This window comes from Brevundimonas sp. TWP1-3 (assembly GCF_049896085.1).
GTDB lineage: Bacteria > Pseudomonadota > Alphaproteobacteria > Caulobacterales > Caulobacteraceae > Brevundimonas.
Window position 1 is genome coordinate 885,325 of sequence record NZ_JAFCTP010000001.1, and the last position, 17,575, is coordinate 902,899.

At 69.0% G+C, this 17,575-nt stretch carries 15 protein-coding genes; 3 read left to right on the forward strand and 12 right to left on the reverse strand.

What is annotated here, in order from left to right:
• Positions 1–54 precede the first annotated feature (54 nt).
• Entirely contained in the window at positions 55–246 is a 192-nt protein-coding gene (locus ACP693_RS04480; RefSeq protein ID WP_426018647.1) for a hypothetical protein, read from the reverse strand.
• Between the two features lie 9 nt (positions 247–255).
• Entirely contained in the window at positions 256–1,221 is a 966-nt protein-coding gene (gene ftrA, locus ACP693_RS04485; protein ID WP_426018646.1) for a transcriptional regulator FtrA, read from the reverse strand.
• An 80-nt stretch (positions 1,222–1,301) separates the two neighbouring features.
• On the opposite strand from ftrA, the gene ACP693_RS04490 reads away from it, so the two are divergent.
• Positions 1,302–1,793, forward strand: coding sequence for a rhodanese-like domain-containing protein (locus ACP693_RS04490; RefSeq protein WP_426018644.1), 492 nt, complete (start codon positions 1,302–1,304; stop codon positions 1,791–1,793).
• Here the strand turns inward: ACP693_RS04490 and trxA are convergent.
• The 7 genes from trxA to ACP693_RS04525 all read right to left on the reverse strand — a co-directional run bounded on the left by trxA (position 1,777) and on the right by ACP693_RS04525 (position 11,861).
• Positions 1,777–2,112: a thioredoxin gene (trxA, locus tag ACP693_RS04495; protein WP_135193854.1), complete on the reverse strand. Its 336-nt coding sequence runs from the start codon at positions 2,110–2,112 to the stop codon at positions 1,777–1,779. The two genes, ACP693_RS04490 and trxA, sit on opposite strands and share 17 nt — an antisense overlap.
• A 116-nt stretch (positions 2,113–2,228) precedes the next feature.
• On the reverse strand, positions 2,229–5,651 hold the full coding sequence (gene addA / locus ACP693_RS04500; RefSeq protein ID WP_426018642.1) for a double-strand break repair helicase AddA: 3,423 nt from the start codon (positions 5,649–5,651) through the stop codon (positions 2,229–2,231).
• A complete protein-coding gene (gene addB, locus ACP693_RS04505; protein WP_426018640.1) occupies positions 5,648–8,731 on the reverse strand; it encodes a double-strand break repair protein AddB in 3,084 nt (1,027 codons plus the stop codon). Before addB ends, addA begins: the two co-directional genes overlap by 4 nt.
• Positions 8,728–9,438 (reverse strand): N-acetylmuramate alpha-1-phosphate uridylyltransferase MurU, encoded by a 711-nt coding sequence (murU, locus tag ACP693_RS04510; protein WP_426019628.1) that lies wholly within the window; start codon positions 9,436–9,438, stop codon positions 8,728–8,730. The genes addB and murU overlap by 4 nt, the downstream gene beginning before the upstream one ends.
• A gap of 29 nt (positions 9,439–9,467) precedes the next feature.
• Positions 9,468–10,565, reverse strand: a complete 1,098-nt coding sequence (gene amgK / locus ACP693_RS04515; protein ID WP_426018638.1) for an N-acetylmuramate/N-acetylglucosamine kinase AmgK — start codon at positions 10,563–10,565, stop codon at positions 9,468–9,470.
• Positions 10,552–11,010 (reverse strand): tRNA (adenosine(37)-N6)-threonylcarbamoyltransferase complex ATPase subunit type 1 TsaE, encoded by a 459-nt coding sequence (gene tsaE / locus ACP693_RS04520; protein WP_426018637.1) that lies wholly within the window; start codon positions 11,008–11,010, stop codon positions 10,552–10,554. Before tsaE ends, amgK begins: the two co-directional genes overlap by 14 nt.
• Entirely contained in the window at positions 11,007–11,861 is an 855-nt protein-coding gene (locus tag ACP693_RS04525) for a GNAT family N-acetyltransferase (protein ID WP_426018635.1), read from the reverse strand. Before ACP693_RS04525 ends, tsaE begins: the two co-directional genes overlap by 4 nt.
• 127 nt (positions 11,862–11,988) lie before the next feature.
• Between ACP693_RS04525 and ACP693_RS04530 the strand changes: the two genes are divergently transcribed.
• Complete coding sequence (locus ACP693_RS04530) at positions 11,989–14,085, forward strand: prolyl oligopeptidase family serine peptidase (protein WP_426018633.1); 2,097 nt, start codon at positions 11,989–11,991, stop codon at positions 14,083–14,085.
• A gap of 1 nt (position 14,086) precedes the next feature.
• Here ACP693_RS04530 and ACP693_RS04535 read toward each other — a convergent pair whose 3' ends face one another.
• Positions 14,087–14,470: a type II toxin-antitoxin system VapC family toxin gene (locus ACP693_RS04535; RefSeq protein ID WP_426018631.1), complete on the reverse strand. Its 384-nt coding sequence runs from the start codon at positions 14,468–14,470 to the stop codon at positions 14,087–14,089.
• Positions 14,467–14,712: a type II toxin-antitoxin system Phd/YefM family antitoxin gene (locus ACP693_RS04540; RefSeq protein WP_426018629.1), complete on the reverse strand. Its 246-nt coding sequence runs from the start codon at positions 14,710–14,712 to the stop codon at positions 14,467–14,469. The genes ACP693_RS04535 and ACP693_RS04540 overlap by 4 nt, the downstream gene beginning before the upstream one ends.
• Positions 14,713–14,836: 124 nt before the next feature.
• Between ACP693_RS04540 and ACP693_RS04545 the strand changes: the two genes are divergently transcribed.
• Positions 14,837–16,948: a prolyl oligopeptidase family serine peptidase gene (locus tag ACP693_RS04545; protein WP_426018627.1), complete on the forward strand. Its 2,112-nt coding sequence runs from the start codon at positions 14,837–14,839 to the stop codon at positions 16,946–16,948.
• A 93-nt stretch (positions 16,949–17,041) separates the two neighbouring features.
• Here ACP693_RS04545 and ACP693_RS04550 read toward each other — a convergent pair whose 3' ends face one another.
• On the reverse strand, positions 17,042–17,383 hold the full coding sequence (locus ACP693_RS04550) for a hypothetical protein (RefSeq protein WP_426018624.1): 342 nt from the start codon (positions 17,381–17,383) through the stop codon (positions 17,042–17,044).
• Positions 17,384–17,575 lie beyond the last annotated feature (192 nt).

Here is a 17,575-nt window from a genome sequence, read left to right on the forward strand (position 1 = left end):
CCCACCCTGATCGCTGCGCGATCGTCCCTCCCCATGAAGGGGAGGGAGAGTGCTTTATTTGCTCATCCAGGGGCGCGATTTGCCCGCCGCGATGCGGGCGTTCTGCTCGCGCTGGAAACGGCCGCCGCGCGGGGCCTGGGGCCGGCCGTCGAGCTTGGCGTTCTTCAGGCGCAGGGCGCGCTGGACGGGGGTCTCGCCGGGAATCTCGTCCGTGGGGGCGGGTGTGGGCTCGTCATCATTGCTCATTGCGGCATCCTAGCATGGCGATACGCAGGCACGACGATACTCGCTGGGAGAAATGCGCAGCCGTGTCCGAAAGTGATGCCGCAGGGCGGGTGCGCCGCCCAGGCCGACGGCGGCTGCGATCTCGTCGATGGATCCGGCGGTTTCGGACAACAGCGCCTTGGCGGCGTCGATCCGCGCCTGCACCAACCATTCTCCAGGCGATACGCCGGTCGTCTCGGCGAAGCGGCGCAAAAAGGTCCGAGGGCTCATCCGGGCCTCACGGGCCAATATGGCGATCGGCCAGGGGCGGTGCAGTTGCGTGCGTACACGATCCAGCAAAGGCGCGATCTCCGTCTGTTTGCGCAAGGCCACGGGACGTTCGAGGAACTGCGCCTGTCCACCGCTGCGGTGGGCCGGCATGACGATGCGTCGCGCGACCGAGTTGGCGGCGGACGATCCGAAGTCCTGGCGCACGATTTCGATCATCAGGTCGATGCCGGCCGCGCTGCCAGCAGAGGTCATCAGGCCGTCGTCATGGCGATACAGCGAGGTCTCATCCACTTGGATCAATGGGAATTTTCGCCTCAAGGCGTCCGCGTAACGCCAGTGGGTCGTCGCGACGCGGCCGTCCAGCAGACCCGTCGCCGCCAGCACGAAGGCGCCCGAACAGATGGACGCCAGTCTCGCGCCTCGCGCATGGGCCGCGCGCAACCGCTCGATCAAGTCGGGTGGGACGGGGGCCTGCACGTCTCTCCAGCCCGGGATGACGATCAGGTCGGCGGCGTCGATCAAATCCATGCCGCCGTCCGGCAGCAGGCTGAACCCGCCATGCGCCCTGAGCGGGCCATCCTCGATCGCGCAACTGGCGAAACGATACCAGGTCGATCCCATTTCCGGGCGGGCAAGACCGAAGACTTCGGCGGCGATGCCGAACTCGAAAGTGCACAGGCCGTCATAGACGAGAGCGACGACGAGCGGACCGGACAGGTTTGGCATGATTTTTACGTATATCGTCAATCGCGCCAATTGAAAGCCGGCGGGATCTCAAGGCACCTTGGATCACGAAGGAGACACCCATGACCTCATCCGTGACCGCCATTCCCGCCGCCGACAGCAATGAAGCAAGGCGGCGTTTCGCAGCCGACTTCACCTTCGAGACCGACTGCTGGGACGTGCATGACGCCCTGTCGAAAGAGGCGGATTTCGTCCTGCTGGACGTGCGGTCTCCGGCGCTTTTCGCCAAGGGCCATGTCCCGGGGGCGATCAATCTTCCGCACGGCAAGATCATTTCCTCGCGACTGGCGCACTGGCCGCAAGAGACGCTGTTCGTGACCTATTGCGCCGGGCCGCATTGCAACGGGGCGGCGCGAGGTGCGCTGCGGCTCGCCGAACTCGGGCGACCGGTGAAGATCATGGCGGGCGGGATCACCGGCTGGCAGGACGAAGCGTTCGACCTGGCGACCGCCCGGCTGTCTGACGGTCCTGTCCACAACAGCGAAACGCCCGCCGGTCGGGACCGGCGGGCGTTTGATCTTCAGCGATCCGTCCGGATCAGGCGTCGGCCTTGACGCCCGCCTCGGCCAGCCATTCGACGATCTTGCCCTTGGGCATGGCGCCGACCTTCATCGAGGTCATCTGGCCGTCCTTGAACAGCATCAGCGTCGGGATGCCCTTCACGCCCAGTTTGGACGGGGTCATGGGGCTGTCATCGATGTTGATCTTGGCGACGGTGACCTTGCCGCCCAGTTCGTCGGCGATCTGTTCCAGTGCCGGGCCGATCTGCTTGCAGGGGCCGCACCATTCGGCCCAGAAGTCCACCAACACAGGGGTGGACGACTTCAGGACGTCGGCGTCGAAGCTTTCGTCGGTGACTTTAACTGTCGCCATAAATGGCTCCTTGGGCGCTAACGCTCGGCGCGCGGCGCCTCGCTACTTGAGCGCGGGTTGGTGTTGGCCGGAGCGTCCGGGTTCGGATGCAGATGTGGGAGCGAATCGCGGGCAATTCAACTGTCCGCCAACGCTGCGTCCAGCATCGCCTGCGGGATCGGCATCAGCTTGGGGCCGTCGGTCCAGACCAGGGCGGCCTCGACCGGGCGGTCGGGGTAGAGGCGTTTCAGCACGGCGACATAGACGGCGGCCTGCAAGACATAGGCGGGATCGACCCGCTCCAGGGCGTCGGGGGCGGGGCGGTTGGTCTTGTAGTCAATGACCAGCACCCGGTCGGGCGTGACCACCAGCCGGTCGATGCGGCCGTTGATCGCCACGCTGGGCGGGCCAGGCAGGGCGCCGGTCAGAGCGACCTCGGCGCGGGAGCCGGGACCGAAGACCGGGGCGAAGCGGGCGTCGTCCAGCACCGAGAAGGCGGCGGCGATCATTTCGGCGCGCTGGGCCTCGTCCAGATCGGTCTCGCGCGCCAGCAGGCGCCGCGCGGCGTCGGGGCGGTCGGCAGGGGCGATCTCGGGCAGGCGCTCCAGCAGCCGGTGGATCAGGTCGCCGCGCCGGAACCGGCCCAGCGACGCGCCGCCGGCCGCGCTGCGGGCCAGGGGAGAGGGGGCGGGGATGCGGATCGAGCCCTCCATCCGCGACGGCGCGGCGAAGCGGGCGGCGGCGTCGGCGGGCGGCGGCGTGGCCGCCCAGGCGGGCAGGGCGGCGGTCGTGCGGTCTTGGGCGGTCGCGACGGGCCGACGTTCGGGATCGACGCCGAAGCGGCGGACGCCGTTCTCGACCTCGCGCACCTGATCCCCCAGCCGGTCGAAGGTCTCTTCGATTACCGACCACCAGCTGCCGGGTTCGGCGCCCCGGCTGGAGGCGCGGCCCATGACGATGACCCGGTCGCGGGCGCGGGTCAGGGCGACATAGAGCAGACGCAGCGTCTCGTCGTCGGTGCGGGCCTGGCGCGCCGCGCGGGCGTCGGCCGAGGCGGGGCAGTCGTCCTTGGCTGAGCCGGGGGCCATCAGCCAGGCCTCGCCTTCACCTTCATCGGTGACGGCGGGCATCAGGGACGGGCCTTGCGCCTTCGCCTTCATGGTGGTGTCGGGCAGGATGACGATGGGCGCCTCCAGTCCCTTGGCGCCGTGGACGGTCATGACGCGGACCTCGCCGCGCGCGCCTTCCAGCTCGCGCTTCACCTCGACGTCGGCGGCTTCCAGCTGGGCCAGGCAGGTCTCCAGGTCGATCGCGCCGCGGTTCTCGGCCGCCAGGACTTGGTTCAGGGTCTCGTCTATGGCCTCTTCCGCCTCGCGGCCCAGCCGGGCCAGGATGCGGGCGCGGCCGGAGCGGCCGGTGTCGTCCACCCGGTTCAGGGCCTGGGAGAAGAAGGCGAAGGGATCGCCGCCGCGTGCATCGACGGCAGCCTGAAGCGCCTCGCGGGCGCGGCTCCATTCGGGGCGTTCGTGGGCGCGGTCGCGCAGGTCGCGCCACAGCTGGCCCGCCTTGCGGTTCTCGCGGCCGGCGAGGGCGTAGAGGCCATCCTCGTCCATGTCGCACAGGGGACTGCGCAGCACCTCGGCCAGGGACAGGTCGTCGTCGGGGAAGAGGGCGAAACGGGCCAGGGCGATCAGGTCGTCGAAAACGATATGGCTGGACAGTTTCAGCCGGTCGGCCCCGGCGACGGGGACGCCCTCGGTCTTCAGCGCCCGAATGATCTCCTCGAAGGTGGCGTCGCGGCGGCGGACCAGGACGATATAGTCGCCGTAGCCGGCGGGGCGGAGCTCGCGGGTGCTACGGTCGAACACGGCCAGGCCGCTTTCGACCTGGCGGCGGATCTCGCGCGCCAGGTCGCGGGCCATGCGTTTGCGGGCGCTGCCGGTGCTCTCCTGATCCACCGGATCGTCCCAGGCGTCGGTCTCTGGCGCGGGTTCGTCCAGGAACAGGGGCCACAGGTCGATGGCGCCGTGCTGGCCGATGCGGGCGGGCAGGTGTCGGGCGATGTCGCCTTGGGGGCCGGTCAGGGCGCGGGTGCGGTCGGGGGCGGCGAAGACGGCGTCAACGAAGGTCAGCACCTCTTCGGTCGAACGGTAGGAGGTGTTCAGCTCGGGCCCGGCGAAGGGCTCGCCGGCGCCCTCGGCCAAGGCGAGAAACGCGCCGCGTTCCTGACGCAGCCGTTCGGGCCGGGCGCCCTGGAAGGAGTAGATCGACTGTTTCTCGTCGCCGACGGCGAAGACGGTGCGGCCGGACTTTTCGCCGGAATAGAATTCTCCGGTCAGGGCGCGGACGATGGCCCATTGTTCGGGCGCGGTGTCCTGGGCCTCGTCGATCAGGACGTGATCGACGCCGCCGTCCAGCTTGTACAGCACCCAGGCGGCGGCCCCGCTGCGGGTCAGAAGGGCGGCGGCGCGGGCGACCAGGTCGGGGAAGTCCAGGGCGCCGCGCTGGGCCTTGGCGGCCTCGTAGAAGGCGGCGTGGGCGCGGGCCAGGGTCAGGACCTTGATCGTGTCGTCGGCGATCCGGGCCTTGCGCAGTGCCTCGCGGGTCGCGAGGAATTGGGTCTGCAGATCGACCAGCCAGCCGACGGCTCCCTGGGGCGCCGACTTGGTGCCCATTTTGGCGCGGGGCTCGCCCTTCTCCGTGCAGAAGACTTTCGACAGAGCCGAAAACCCAGCGTAGGGCGGGGCGGCCACGCTCATGGCGTCGGCGATCTTGCGGTCGTTGGTCGAGCCGGTCTCCATGGCCTCGGCCATGCGGTTCCATTCGCCGGGATCGATGAAGGCGACGAAGTCCTGTTCCAATTCTTCGGGACTGCGGCCCGCCTCGGCGTCGGTGAGGGCGTAGGGATCGGGCGCGGTTCCGGCCTCGGCCCGGTCGATATAGTCCAGCAGATCGGCGCGCTTGGCCTCGATCATCGACAGCAGGGCCTGGAACCTCTGCCAGTCCAGTTCGACGGCGAAATGGCTGTAGGCCAGGCCGATGGGACCGTCCGGCGCGGCGACGGCGGCGCGGGCCAGGTCTTCGCGCGCGGAATGGCTGAGGGCGGTCGCGGCCTGGTCTTCCAGCACGGTGAAGCGGGGCGAGACCCCAGCCTCGAGCGGGAAGCGACGCAGCAGTTTTTCGCAGAAGGCGTGGATGGTCTGGATCTTCAGCCCGCCGGGCGTCTCTAGCGCGCGGGCGAACAGCTTGCGGGCGCGGGAAAGCGCCGCGTGATCCATCGCCTGCGGGTCGCCGTCGTCAATCCGGGCCAGTTCGCGCGACAGAGCGGCGTCGTCCAGCACCGCCCAGCCGCCCAGTTGGTCGAACAGCCGCGCCTGCATCTCGGCGGCGGCGGCCTTGGTGTAGGTGACGCACAGGATGGCGCCGGGATCGACCTGATCCAGCAGCAGCCGCGCCACCCGGTTGACCAGGGTGGTGGTCTTGCCCGAACCGGCGTTGGCGGTGACGAAGACGGTCAGGCGCGGGTCGGCCGCAACGATCTGGGGAGAGAGGGCGGTCATTCGCTGTCCTCGCCGTCGCCGATCACCGACCATTCCCAGACGCGGGCCAGATGGTCGTAGTTGCCGCCCTGATTGCCCATGAACTGGGGTGCGGCCCAGGAGACGTAAGGGGTGTTCTCGTCGTCGAACCGGGCGATGCGGCGCTTCAGCCCCTCCAGCGCCGCCTGGGCCAGGTCGGCGGCCTCGGCGCCTGAGGCGCGGGTGATGACCTCGCCCGCCGTCTTGCGGCCGACTACGCGGACATAGGTCAGTTCGTCGGGCGTGACCGGGCCGTTGGTCCGCTCGAACCCGCCGTCGGCCAGTATGGCGGCGGTCAGGGTCAGTTGTGGGGCGAAGCCGGACTTGACCTGTTTGGCGGATGGAGCCGCGCCGGTCTTGAAATCCATCACCGCCGCGCCGTCGGACGACAGTTCGATCCGGTCGGCGAAGGCCTTGACCGTGAAGGGGCCGGCGGGGGCGTCGAAGGTCATGGTCCCCTGTTGCTCGACCAGGATGTCGATGCCCCGCGCGCGGCGGCGGCGTTCGAAGTCGGTCAGCCAGCGGGCGCAGTTGCGGGCCAGGGGCGCCTCGCGCGCCATGGCCGCATCCTCGAAGCCGCGCGCGCCCAGTTCACGCAGCAGATGGTCGTGAAGGATGGTTTCGCAGTCGTCGGGCAGGTCGTCGGGCCAGTCCAGGGTCAGCCGTTCGATGGCGGCGTGGACGGCGTTGCCACGGGCGAGCGCTTCGGCAGAAGCGCCGGGACGCTCCAGCGCCTCCAGCCCCAGCACCCACAGGGCGTAGATGGCGTAGGGGTCGCGCACCCAGCGTTCGATGCGGGTGACATAGAGGCTGCGCGGGCGGCGATGCACCGGCGGGCGGGGCTCGGGTCGTTTGGCGAAGCGCGGCGGTCCTGGCGGGGGCGCGTCCAGGGCGCGGGCCCAGTCGAGGACGGTGGTCGGTCGGGCGATGGAGACGGGCGTCTCGGCCGCATCGGCGCCGCGCGTCAGCATCTCCAGCCGCCACAGCCAGCGCGAGCGCACGGCGGGCTGGCCGCCGCGCCGTTCGCTGTGGACCAGGATGACCTCGTCGGCGCAGGCGGCCTGGACGAAGTCCTGGGCCGTCTGGCCCAGGCGGCGCTCGGGCGGGGGCAGGCCCAGCGCCTTGCGCATCGGACGCGACAGGAAGGGATCGGTCGGGGCGGCCTGGGGCCAGACGCCTTCCTCCAGGCCCGCCAGGATCATCCGGTCGGCGCGCACCAGCCGCGCCTCGATGGCCCCGAGAATCCGCAGCGACGGATGGGTGGCGCCGCCAGTGCGGACCACGGTCTCCTGCACCAGGGACGCGACCAGTTCCGCCAGTTCGGCGCGGCGGATGCGGCCCAGGGAGGCCCCGCCCTCGATCAAGCCGGACAGAAGGGCGCCGGCGGCCTCGCCGTCGGGGCCGGCCCAGGCGTCCTGGCCGGCCAGGGTTTCGATCAGGCGCGTCAGGGCCGAGGCGGCCGTGTTTAGATCCGCTTCGGGCGTGAAGACAGCGGTCGCGGCTTCGACGGCGGTTTGCAGATGGTCGACCAGGCGCGTGGCGGCCGACAGGCGATCGCGCGTCCACTCGGGCGGGGCCTTGCCGCGTCGGTCCGGTTCGACCGCCTCAAGCAGACGGCAGCGCAGGGCGGCGAAGTCGCGCGGGCGGGGGCCGCGCAGGGCGTGTTCCTCAAGCGCGGCGACGGCGGCGGCCTGAGAAGAGTCGCCCAGGTCGAACCGGGCCAAGGGGTGTTTGACGACGGCCAGCAGCAGATGGGGCTGAACCGGATCGGCGATCCAGCGGGCGCACAGATCGACCAGGGCGCCGGCGGGCAGGCGCGACAGGGGGGCGCCGGCCGACGAATCCGGGATGACGCCCCAGCGTTCCAGCCGGGCGGCGACGCGGCGGCCAAGGGCCTGGTCGGGCGTGACGAGCGCGCAGGTCCTTCCCGTTCCATCAGAATTGGGCGTTTCCAGCGTCTCGCGCATCATCAGGGCGATGGCGGCGGCGGCCTCTTCCTCGGCGCGGACGGTGAGCAGGGACAGGCCTTGCAGACCTTCGGCTATGGGATCGCGGGCCTCGCCCCGCGCGGCGGCGGCCGAACGGATGTCGCGGATGGCGCGGCGCCAGTCGTCGGTGGCCTCGGCGGGGCGCAGGGCTTCGTTGACCAGCCGCTGGCGGGCCAGGCCTTGCGCCTCGACGGCGGGGGCGACCGGGGGGCGGAACCAGGGTCGGACGGTTTCGCGGGGAATGTCGCAGCGGTCCAGCAGACGTTTCATCGCGCTCTGCGGATGCTGTTCGTCCAGACGGTCCCAGACCGCCTTATCCAGATCGAGGTCCAGTCCCGGCAGGACGACGCAGCCCAGCGGCGCCCTCGCCACGGCCTTCAGCACGTCGCCGGCGGCGGGGACGGTGCCGGTCGAACCGGCGGCGATGACGGCCTGGGTCGGGGGCGTGTGGTCCCACAGTTCGGCGAGGCGGCGCAGCAGGGTGGCGCGGCGCCAGGCGGGATCGACCATGCCCAGTTCGGCGAGACGTTTAGGCCAGGCGGTGACGGCCAGGCCCAGGAACTCGGCCGACCGTTCCCAATGTTCGGCCATTTCGCCGTCGACCAGTGTGGCGATCCGTTCGGGGTTCTGGATTTCTTCCAGCTGGCAGGAATCGAGGAAGCCGCCGAGCGCGTCGGCCAGGTCCAGGGCCCGCATCGGCGTCAGGGCAGCGTCGAACTGTTCGACGATCATCCGCGCCATTTCGAACCGGCGCGTCAGGGCCGGGATGGCGGGGGGCAGGTCGAGGCCGAGGGCGCCGGGGGTGAAGGGCGGCTCGTCCTCCTCCAGATCGCCCAGAGGCCGGACCTGGGGCAACAGGATGGGGCGGCCCTGCGAGAGTTTCGACAGGGCGCCGGTGAAGGCGCGGGCGGCGCGCCGGTTGGGCAGGAGGATGGTGGCGTCCGACAGGGTCTCGGGCGGCAGTTCGCCCAGCCAGTCGAGGACGCCTGCGGCCAGGTCTTCGAGGAACGGCCGATGCGCGGGAATGGCGTACCAGCGCGGGCTGGACGCCGTGAAGGGATCGAAGACGCTCACGCGTCTCCCGCCAGTTTCGCCTCGGCCTGGTCCCGCGCCTGAGGATCGCCGACGTGCATCCAGTCGCCGTCAAGCACGCAGCCGAACAGACGGCCTTCGGCGGCGGACTTGCGCCACAGGGGGCTGAGGGAGAAGGGGCCTTCGCAGCCGCTGTCGGCATAACCGGGGCGGGTGATGTGGACGCCCATATAGGCGTAGGGAGCGGAGGCGGCCGCGCCGCGGAAGGCGAGGCCGCCGTCCTCACGCAGGAAGAAATCGCCGTCGCCCTCGAAGCCGATTGAGCCCTCGCGGCGGGCCAGCAGCAGGGCGGCGTCCATCGTCTCGGGGTTCCACAGGCGCACGAGGTCAGCCAAGGCGTCGCCCCGGTCGATCCAGACGCTGTCGATATTGGCGACGAAGACGGGATCCTCGCCCAGCAGGGGATGGGCCTTCTTGAGCCCGCCGCCGGTCTCCAGCAGTTCGGCGCGTTCGTCGGAAATGACGATCTGCGGGCCCCGATTTTTAGGGTTTTGGCCGCGCGCGGCCAGATGGCTTTCCAGACGATCCGCAAACCAGTGGACGTTGACCACCGCCTTTTCGACGCCGGCGTCCGCCAATCGGTCCAGCACATGGTCGATCAGGGCGCGGCCCTGGACCTCGACCAGGGCCTTGGGCCGGTCGTCGGTCAGGGGGCGCATGCGGGTGCCCAGGCCGGCGGCGAGCACCATCGCCGTCTTGGGGGCAGTCTTGGGAGCGGTCATGCGCGCACCTCGGTAGGGACATGGCGGTCGAACCAGCGGGCGACGGGCGCCAGGGCCGGCTGTTCCAGATTGGCGTTCAGATGCCGCCACATGCGCGGCAGGAACTGGCGGTAACGGGGCTTGCCGTCGCGAGCGATCAGCCGGGCGAAGATGCCGATGATCCGCGCCTCGTTCAGGGCGGCGAGGCCGGCGTAGTTGGCCATGAAGGCGGCGCGGTCCACGTCGGGACGCAGGGCGAAATAGCGGTCCAGAGCCTGGGCCTCCAGCGCCGGCGACACGTCGCGGCGGGCGTCCTGCAGCAGGGAGTGCAGGTCCCAGGAGGGGTGGGCACGCACGGCGTCCTGGAAGTCGATCATGCCGACGCGGGCGGGGCCTTCACGCTCGGGCAGCCAGATCAGGTTTTCGGCGTGATAGTCGCGGTGAGCCATGACACAGGCCCCGGCCGCGCCCGAGGCGACCAGGGGCGCCCAGGCCGCGCGCCAGTCGGCGATCGCGGCGGCATCGAAGGCGACGCGGTCGTCGAGACGGGGCAGCCAGTCGACGAACAGATCGGCCCCGCCCTGAAGCGCCGTCTCGTCATAGGTCAGCAGGGGCCAGTCGCCGCCGGGGCCGTGCAGGGTTTGCGGCGGGGAACCGGCTTCGTGCAGGGTCGCCAGGGCCTCGATGGCGGCCAGATAGAGCGCCGTCTCGTCGGCGCCGTCCTCGATCACTCGGGCGAACAGGGCGTCGCCGAAATCCTCCAGCACCGCCAGGCCGTTCGGGGCGTCCAGCGCCGGGATCTCGGGGGCGGACAGGCCCAGCGACTTCAGATGGGCGGCGACGGCGGCGAAGGCCTCGATCCGTCCGGCCGACAGGCGGGCGACGGCATTCCAACCGGCCGCGTGGCGTTGCTGCGGCGTCCAGGCCGGATCGGCGGGCGGGCTTTCGGCGGCGGGGGCCTGGTCCATCAGCATCAGGGTCGGGCCGGTCGTCGGGGTCAGCCGCTCGTAACGCCGGGTCGAGGCGTCGCCGGGCAGGGGGGCGCGCACGGCGTCGCCCAGGCCTGCGGACGCCAGGAAGTCGAGGCGAAGCTGCTCGCGGTCAGAAACGGACATGGTCGATCAGCTCTTTCCATCGGCCTACGCCGGAAACGGTCGCAAGGCGGCCTTCGCCCTGTTCCGAAATCGTAACGGTGAGTTGGTCCGGCCCCAGGAAGCGGCCCGGTTCCTCGCCCAGCCGTTCGGGCCATTCGATGACGGCGCAACCTTCGTCCAGCGCCTCGTCCAGGCCGATCTCGAACGCCTCTTCCGGTCGGGTCAGGCGGTAGAGGTCGAAATGGGCGACGGGCGGGTCGGACTCGTAGAACTGGACCAGGGTGAAGGTGGGAGACGGCACGTCCTCGTCCGGCGTGGTCAGGGCGCGGATCAGGCCGCGCGCCAGGGTGGACTTGCCCATGCCCAGCGGCCCGTAAAGCAGGACGCTGTCGCCCGGCGCGAGCAGGGGGGCGATACCCTGGCCCAAAGCGGTGGTGGCCTCGGCGTCGGGCAGTTCGATCTTCATGCGAACACCGCGTCGGGATCATTGGCCAGGGTCCGTTCGGTGAACCGCTTCAACGCCTCGGTCGCCTTGGCCGCGTCCACGTCCAGTCGGTCGGCGGGGATGGGCAGGCCGACATCGACGCCGAACGGTTTGCCCGCCTTGTTCAGAAGCTCGTGGAACAGGGTCACGTCGCGCAGCTCCTGCGAGACCTTGTCGAACAGGTGGAACAGGCGGCTGTAGGGGCCGGTGACGTGCATGGGGATGACCGGCGCATCGTATTTGCGCGCCATTGAGGCGGCGGTCGGCGCCCATTCGGGATCGGTCAGGACGCCGTTCCTCTCGCGCGCCAGACGACCGGCGGGGAACATGACGACGCAGCGTTCGGCCTCGAACGCCTCCTTCGCCGCGGTCAGGGTGGCCCGGGTCTTTTCGCGTGTGCGTTTGTCGTGGACCCATTCGACGGGGATGATGGTTTCGTCCAGCCGGGGCGAGACGCGGATGGCGTCGGCGTTGGCGAAGAAGATCATGTCGCTGCGCCGCTGTTTGATGGCGTCGAACACGGCGACCCCGTCGGCGATGCCGGTGGGGTGGTTGCACACCACGACGCAGCGGCCGGTCGCGGGCAGGCGATCCAAGTTGGTCGTCGTCACCTTCAGCTTCAGCAGGTCGGAGACGTAGTCGAAGGTCTGGGTGCCCGACAGGGGCTGGATGGCGTCGGCCATCCGCACCGCCGCCCCATAGCCCAGCACGCCATAAAGCGCCGGTCGCACCACGGGCCACAGAGGCGAGGCGGTCAGGCGCGGCGCACGTTCGGCGATCAGCACATCGACGATGTGCGGTCGGCGTCGGGCGGGAAGAGGGGCTGAATCCATGAAGGGTCGCTTGTCGCCGGTTCGGTCGAGGGGAGCAAGATGCGCGGCGCAGGCAGCGACGCCTTGGTCGCTTGGCGTTGCGGCAAACGCCCCCTATCAAGATCGCAAATCGCTGTGGGGATGAGACATGACGCGTTCACGCTGGATGGCGGCCGCCGCCTTTGGAACCCTGATGCTGGCCGCCGCGCCTGCGTTCGCCCAGCAGACGGCGCCTGCGACGGCCGAGGCGGCTGCGCCCCAATCCCAGAGTCAGCCGCGTGGCCTGTCGCTGAAGGACCTGGCGATGATAGAGCGGGTCAGCGAGCCGCGCGTCTCGCCGGACGGCCGCCAGATCGTCTACGCCGTGCGCACCACCGACTGGGACGGCAACAAGGGCGTCAACGGCCTGTGGCTGGCGGATGTCGCCCCCGGTCAACAATCCGGCGAGCCGCGCAGGCTGGCGATCTCGGAAGGCGGCGCCGCGGGCGCGCGCTGGGCGCCGGACGGCGGGGCCATCTATTTCCTGTCGTCGCGGGGCGGATCGAACCAGGTCTGGCGCACGGATGCGGCCGGGATGGCGGCGGCCCAGGTGACGACCTTGCCGTTCGATGTCTCGGGGTTCCGCATCGCGCCGGACGGCAGGTCGCTGGTGCTGGCGGTGTCGGTCTTCGTCGATTGCGATACGCTGGCCTGCACCAAGACGCGGCTGGATGCGCGGGGCAAATCGACGATCCAGACCTATGACCGTCTGCCGCTGCGCGACTTCGATCACTGGGTGGATACGCGCCGCACCCATCTGTTCGTCCAGCCGCTGAACGGGTCGGGGCTGGGTGGAGGCGAGCCGCGCGATCTGCTGGCGGGCCTGGATGCCGATGTGTCGGCGGGCGATTCCAGCTTCGACATTTCTCCGGACGGGCGGTCGCTGGTCTACGGAACCCAGACGCAAGGGGCGGGCGAGCCCTTCACCAGCAACAGCGACGTGTTCCGCGTAGCACTAAACGGCGGCGCGCCGGTCAACCTGACCGAGGCGAACAAGGGGGCGGACGGCAATCCTGTCTTTTCGCCGAACGGCCGCCAACTGGCCTGGCTGTCGGCGCCGCGCGAGAATGTCGGCGGGGATCAGGCGGCGGTCTGGGTCGCGAACGCCGACGGCTCCGGCGCGAGGAAGCTGACCGACTGGGATCGCGGCGCGGGCGGCCTGCAGTGGCGCACCGACGGGCGCTCGCTGCTGGTCTCGGCGGCGGACGAGGGGCAGAACCGGCTGTTCTCGGTCGATGCGCGCAACGGCCGGGTCACGCCCCTGACCGGAAACGGCGCGGTCGGGTCCTATGAAGAGGTCGCGGGCGTCCTGGCATACGCCCACGAAAGCTTCGTCGCCCCGGCGCAAATCTTCGTCCACGCCAATGGCGAACCGCGCCAGATCAGCCGCCAGAACGCCGAGGTGCTGGCGCTGCTGGGCCTGTCCAAGGGCGAGGCCTTCACCTTCGCCGGCTGGAACGACGAGCCGGTTCAGGGCTGGGTGTTCAAGCCGGCCGGGGCGGTCGAGGGGCGGCGCTATCCGGCCGTCTATCTGATCCACGGCGGGCCGAAATCGCCCTGGACCGAGAGCTTCTCCTACCGCTGGAACCCGCAGACCTATACGGCCGCCGGCTATGCGGTGGTGATGATCAACTTCCACGGCTCGCCCGGCTACGGCCAGGCCTTCACCGACGCCATCAACGACCACTGGGGCGACCGGCCGCTGGAGGATCTGGAGAAGGGCTGGGCGGCGGCCCTGTCTAGCAATCCGTGGATCGACGGCGACCGGGCCTGCGCCCTGGGCGCCTCCTACGGCGGCTATATGGTCAATATGATCGCCGGCAAGTGGAACGGGCCGTGGCGCTGCCTGGTCAACCACGCCGGGGTGTTCGACGTGCCTCAGCTGATGAACGCCATGGATATCGGCAACTTCATCCATGAGTTCGGCGGGCCGAGCTGGGAGCGCAAGGCGGTGTACGACGCCTTCAACCCGGAAACCTATGCGGGCGACTGGAACAAGCCGATGCTGGTGCTGCATGGCTCCAAGGATTTCCGCGTGCCGATGGAGCAGGGTCTGGCGACCTTCGCGGCCCTTCAGCGCCAGGGCGTTCCCAGCCGCTTCGTCCATGTGCCGGACGAGAACCACTGGGTGCTGAAGCCCCGCACCTGGGTCGACTGGCAGCAGGAAATCCTGGACTGGGTCGGCCGCTATACGGCGGCGGAATAAATCACCAGATCCGGGCCACCCCGAAACTGTCGAACAGGCGCTCGTTGGATACGAGCGTCAGTTCGTTCAGCAGGCCCTGGGCGATCAGCAGCCGGTCGAACGGATCGCGGTGATCGCCCTCCATGCGGCCCGCGAGGCTGGCGTCCCGCCAGGTTACGGGAAGTTCGGCGAACGACTCATCGTCCATGACCTTCAAAAAGTGCTCGGCCAGCATTTCTCCGTTCGGCAGTTTGCCGATGCGATATTTGATGGCGATCTCGATGGCCGAGACGCTGCTCACGAATATGGTTTCGGCAGATCGAATGGCCTGTCTCGCGGGTTGCGTCAGCCGCTCGTCGTCCCAGACCCACCACATGAGGGCGTGGGTATCGAGCAAGACATTCAATCGCCGCGTCCTTCCCACAGCCGCAGTTCTTCCTCGGGCAGGGGATCGAAGAAGCTTTCGTCGAACTTGCCCATGCCCTTCAGCCGACCCGGCTTGCGATCAGGCTTGGCGGCCGGTTCGAACGGCACGATCCGCACGGCCGGCTTGTCGCCGCGGGCGATGACGACCTCTTCGCCGCGCTCGGCGGCGGCGATCAGTTTGGACAGGTGGGTCTTGGCGTGATGGACGGTAACGACGGTCATGTCTCGCTCCCCGGGATCTTGGGTTGGTCTAACTATCTTAGCTAAGTCGGCCGTTCGCGGCAACTTCCGCCCGGCGAACGGCGGTGCTACGCCTCGCGCAGCAAGATTTCCGAGGAAGAGCTTGATGCGTCACCGTTCCCTTCTGTCCGCCGCCTGCGCGGCTGTCGCCTTGATGAGCGCCGTTCCGGCCCTGGCCCAGGTTCCGCCCGCCCCGGTTCCCGCCGCGCCTGCGACGCCCGACGCCTTCACCTATCAGGACATGATCACCGCCAACCGGCTGGGCGATCCGCAGGTGTCGCCGGACGGGCGCTATGTCGTCTATTCGGTCACGACCACGGACGTGGACGCCAACAGCCGCGCCGGCAGTCTGTGGATACTGGACCTGACCACGCCGGACGCCGCGCCGCGTCGACTGGCCATCTCGGACCAGGGCGCCAACACCGCGCGCTGGGGCGGGGACGGCAATCTGTATTTCCTGTCGGGCAAGTCGGGAGCGAGCCAGGTCTGGCGCGTGGCCTCGCCCACGTCGGCGCCGGTGCAGGTGACCAACCTGCCGACCGACGTGAACGCCTATCGGATCAGCCCGACGGGCGACAAGGTGGCGGTGTCGCTGGCCGTCTATCCCAACGCGTCCGACCTGAACGCCTCGGTCGAACAGGGCAAGGCCATCGCCGAAGGCAAGACGACCGGCCAGGTCTATGACCGCATGTTCGTGCGTCACTGGGATACGTGGAACGACCACACCCAGAACCATCTGTTCGTCCAGTCCATCGGTCGCGACGGCAAGGCCACGGGAACGCCGGCCTGGATCACCAAGGGTTTTGACGGCGACACACCCTCCAAGCCGTTCGGCGACGAGAGCGAGTTCGTCTTCACGCCGGCGGGCGACGCCGTGGTCTTCTCGGCGCGTCTGGCGGGCCAGACCGAGCCGTGGAGCACCAATTTCGACCTGTGGAAGACCAACGGTCTGTCGGGCGACGGCACCTTCACCAACCTGACCGACGACAACGACGCCTGGGACACCGGCCCGGTCTTCTCGCCGGACGGGCGGACCCTGGCTTATCGCGCCATGGCGCGGCCGGGCTTCGAGGCGGATCGCTATCAGATTGTCCTGATGGATGTCGAAACCGGCCAGAAGCGCGAGATCGCTTCGAACTGGGACCGGTCGGCCGACACCCTGCAATGGTCGCGCGACGGCCAGACGCTGTACACGACGGCGGGCGACGTTGGTTCGACCAAGCTGTTCTCGGTGGATGCGCGCAACGGGGTGGTGACGCCGATCACGGGCGCGGGCCACGTCTCGGCCTTCCAGCAGACGCCGTCGGGCTTCGTCTTCGCCCAGGACAGCCTGCGCGAGCCGGGCGACCTGTATTTCAAGACCTATCTCGGTCGCGAGATGCCGCGCCGCCTGACGCAGTCAAACCCCGCCTTCGCCGCCAAATCGTTCGGCGAGTATGAGCAGTTCAGCTTCCCCGGCTGGAACAACGAGACGGTCCACGGCTATGTCATCAAGCCGGTCGGCTATGTCGAGGGCCGCAAATATCCGGTCGCCTTCCTGATCCACGGCGGGCCGCAGGGCTCGTTCGGCGACGGCTGGTCCTATCGCTGGAACCCCGAGACCTACGCCGGCGCGGGCTATGCGGTGGTGATGATCGATTTCCACGGCTCGACCGGCTACGGCCAGGCCTTCACCGACGCGATCAGCCAGCACTGGGGCGACCGCCCGCTGGAAGACCTGCAAAAGGGCTGGGCGGCGGCGCAGCAGAAATACAGCTTCCTGGACGGCGACAACGCCTGCGCGCTGGGCGCGTCGTACGGCGGCTATATGATCAACTGGATCGCCGGCAACTGGTCCAATGAGTTCAAGTGCCTGGTCAATCACGACGGTGTCTTCGACACCTTCGGCATGGGCTATTCGACCGAGGAGCTTTGGTTCACCGAGTGGGAATACGGCGGCACGCCGTGGGACAAGCCGGAGGGCTATCAGAAGTTCAACCCGGCCAACCACGTCGAGAACTGGAAGACGCCGATGCTGGTCGTCCAGGGTGATCGCGACTTCCGCATTCCCACCGCCCAGGGCCTGTCGACCTTCACGGCGCTGCAACGTCGGGGCATCGACAGTCGATTGATCGTCTTCCCCAACGAGAACCACTGGGTGCTGAAGCCCGCCAACAGCCTGCAATGGCACAACGAAGTGTTCGGCTGGCTGAACAAATATCTGACGCCGGCGCAGTAAGCCGCGGTAATCTGGAATGACAGAAAGGGGCGCGGTCGAAAGGCCGCGCCCCTTATCTTATGCGCTCGGTTCTTATCAGATGGGGGCTGGGGCTCAGAGCGACGCGCGCGTCTGGGTCGAGGCGACCAGTCGATTGTACTGATGCTCGGTCATGCATCGCGGGGTGGCCCAGCGCTGGCCGTTCTCGCGGGCGGCGACGGCTTCCTGTGCGGTCACGAAGACGGGCGCGGCGCCGAACTCGCGCTGATAGGCGCGACGCGTGGCCGTGTCGGTCTTGCACGCCATGACCGCCCGCAGCGCGGCGGGGCGGAGGGTTTCGCGGGCTTGCGTCTGCTGGGCCAGACTCTGTTGTGCCAGACTCTGCTGGGCAAGACTGGGCGTCGCGGCGGCCGCCAGGGCGGCGACGATCAGGGCAGGCGTGAGAAAACGGGTCATCCGGGCATCCTCCATGGCCTGAATTAAGATCAGGACTCTGACGAAATATGCGCCGATATTTCTGTTTGTAAAGATTATGCGACAAGTTCACGTCAAATAGACGACACGCAATGGCGGGTTGACGTTGCGGCTCCAAATGGGGGCTGATGCGTTCTGTGTGGCTGACGGAGACGAGCGATTGTCGAACCCACG

Bases quoted from the DNA above. Each gene is read 5' to 3' on its own strand.
- ACP693_RS04490 (WP_426018644.1), top strand. From the start codon at position 1,302: ATGACCTCATCCGTGACCGCCATTCCCGCCGCCGACAGCAATGAAGCA.
- murU (WP_426019628.1), bottom strand. From the start codon at position 9,438: ATGGTGCTCGCCGCCGGCCTGGGCACCCGCATGCGCCCCCTGACCGAC.
- ACP693_RS04540 (WP_426018629.1), bottom strand. From the start codon at position 14,712: ATGACCGTCGTTACCGTCCATCACGCCAAGACCCACCTGTCCAAACTG.
- trxA (WP_135193854.1), bottom strand. From the start codon at position 2,112: ATGGCGACAGTTAAAGTCACCGACGAAAGCTTCGACGCCGACGTCCTG.
- tsaE (WP_426018637.1), bottom strand. From the start codon at position 11,010: ATGAAGATCGAACTGCCCGACGCCGAGGCCACCACCGCTTTGGGCCAG.
- ACP693_RS04525 (WP_426018635.1), bottom strand. From the start codon at position 11,861: ATGGATTCAGCCCCTCTTCCCGCCCGACGCCGACCGCACATCGTCGAT.
- ACP693_RS04530 (WP_426018633.1), top strand. From the start codon at position 11,989: ATGACGCGTTCACGCTGGATGGCGGCCGCCGCCTTTGGAACCCTGATG.
- ACP693_RS04550 (WP_426018624.1), bottom strand. From the start codon at position 17,383: ATGACCCGTTTTCTCACGCCTGCCCTGATCGTCGCCGCCCTGGCGGCC.
- ACP693_RS04480 (WP_426018647.1), bottom strand. From the start codon at position 246: ATGAGCAATGATGACGAGCCCACACCCGCCCCCACGGACGAGATTCCC.
- ftrA (WP_426018646.1), bottom strand. From the start codon at position 1,221: ATGCCAAACCTGTCCGGTCCGCTCGTCGTCGCTCTCGTCTATGACGGC.
- amgK (WP_426018638.1), bottom strand. From the start codon at position 10,565: ATGTCCGTTTCTGACCGCGAGCAGCTTCGCCTCGACTTCCTGGCGTCC.
- ACP693_RS04545 (WP_426018627.1), top strand. From the start codon at position 14,837: ATGCGTCACCGTTCCCTTCTGTCCGCCGCCTGCGCGGCTGTCGCCTTG.
- addA (WP_426018642.1), bottom strand. From the start codon at position 5,651: ATGACCGCCCTCTCTCCCCAGATCGTTGCGGCCGACCCGCGCCTGACC.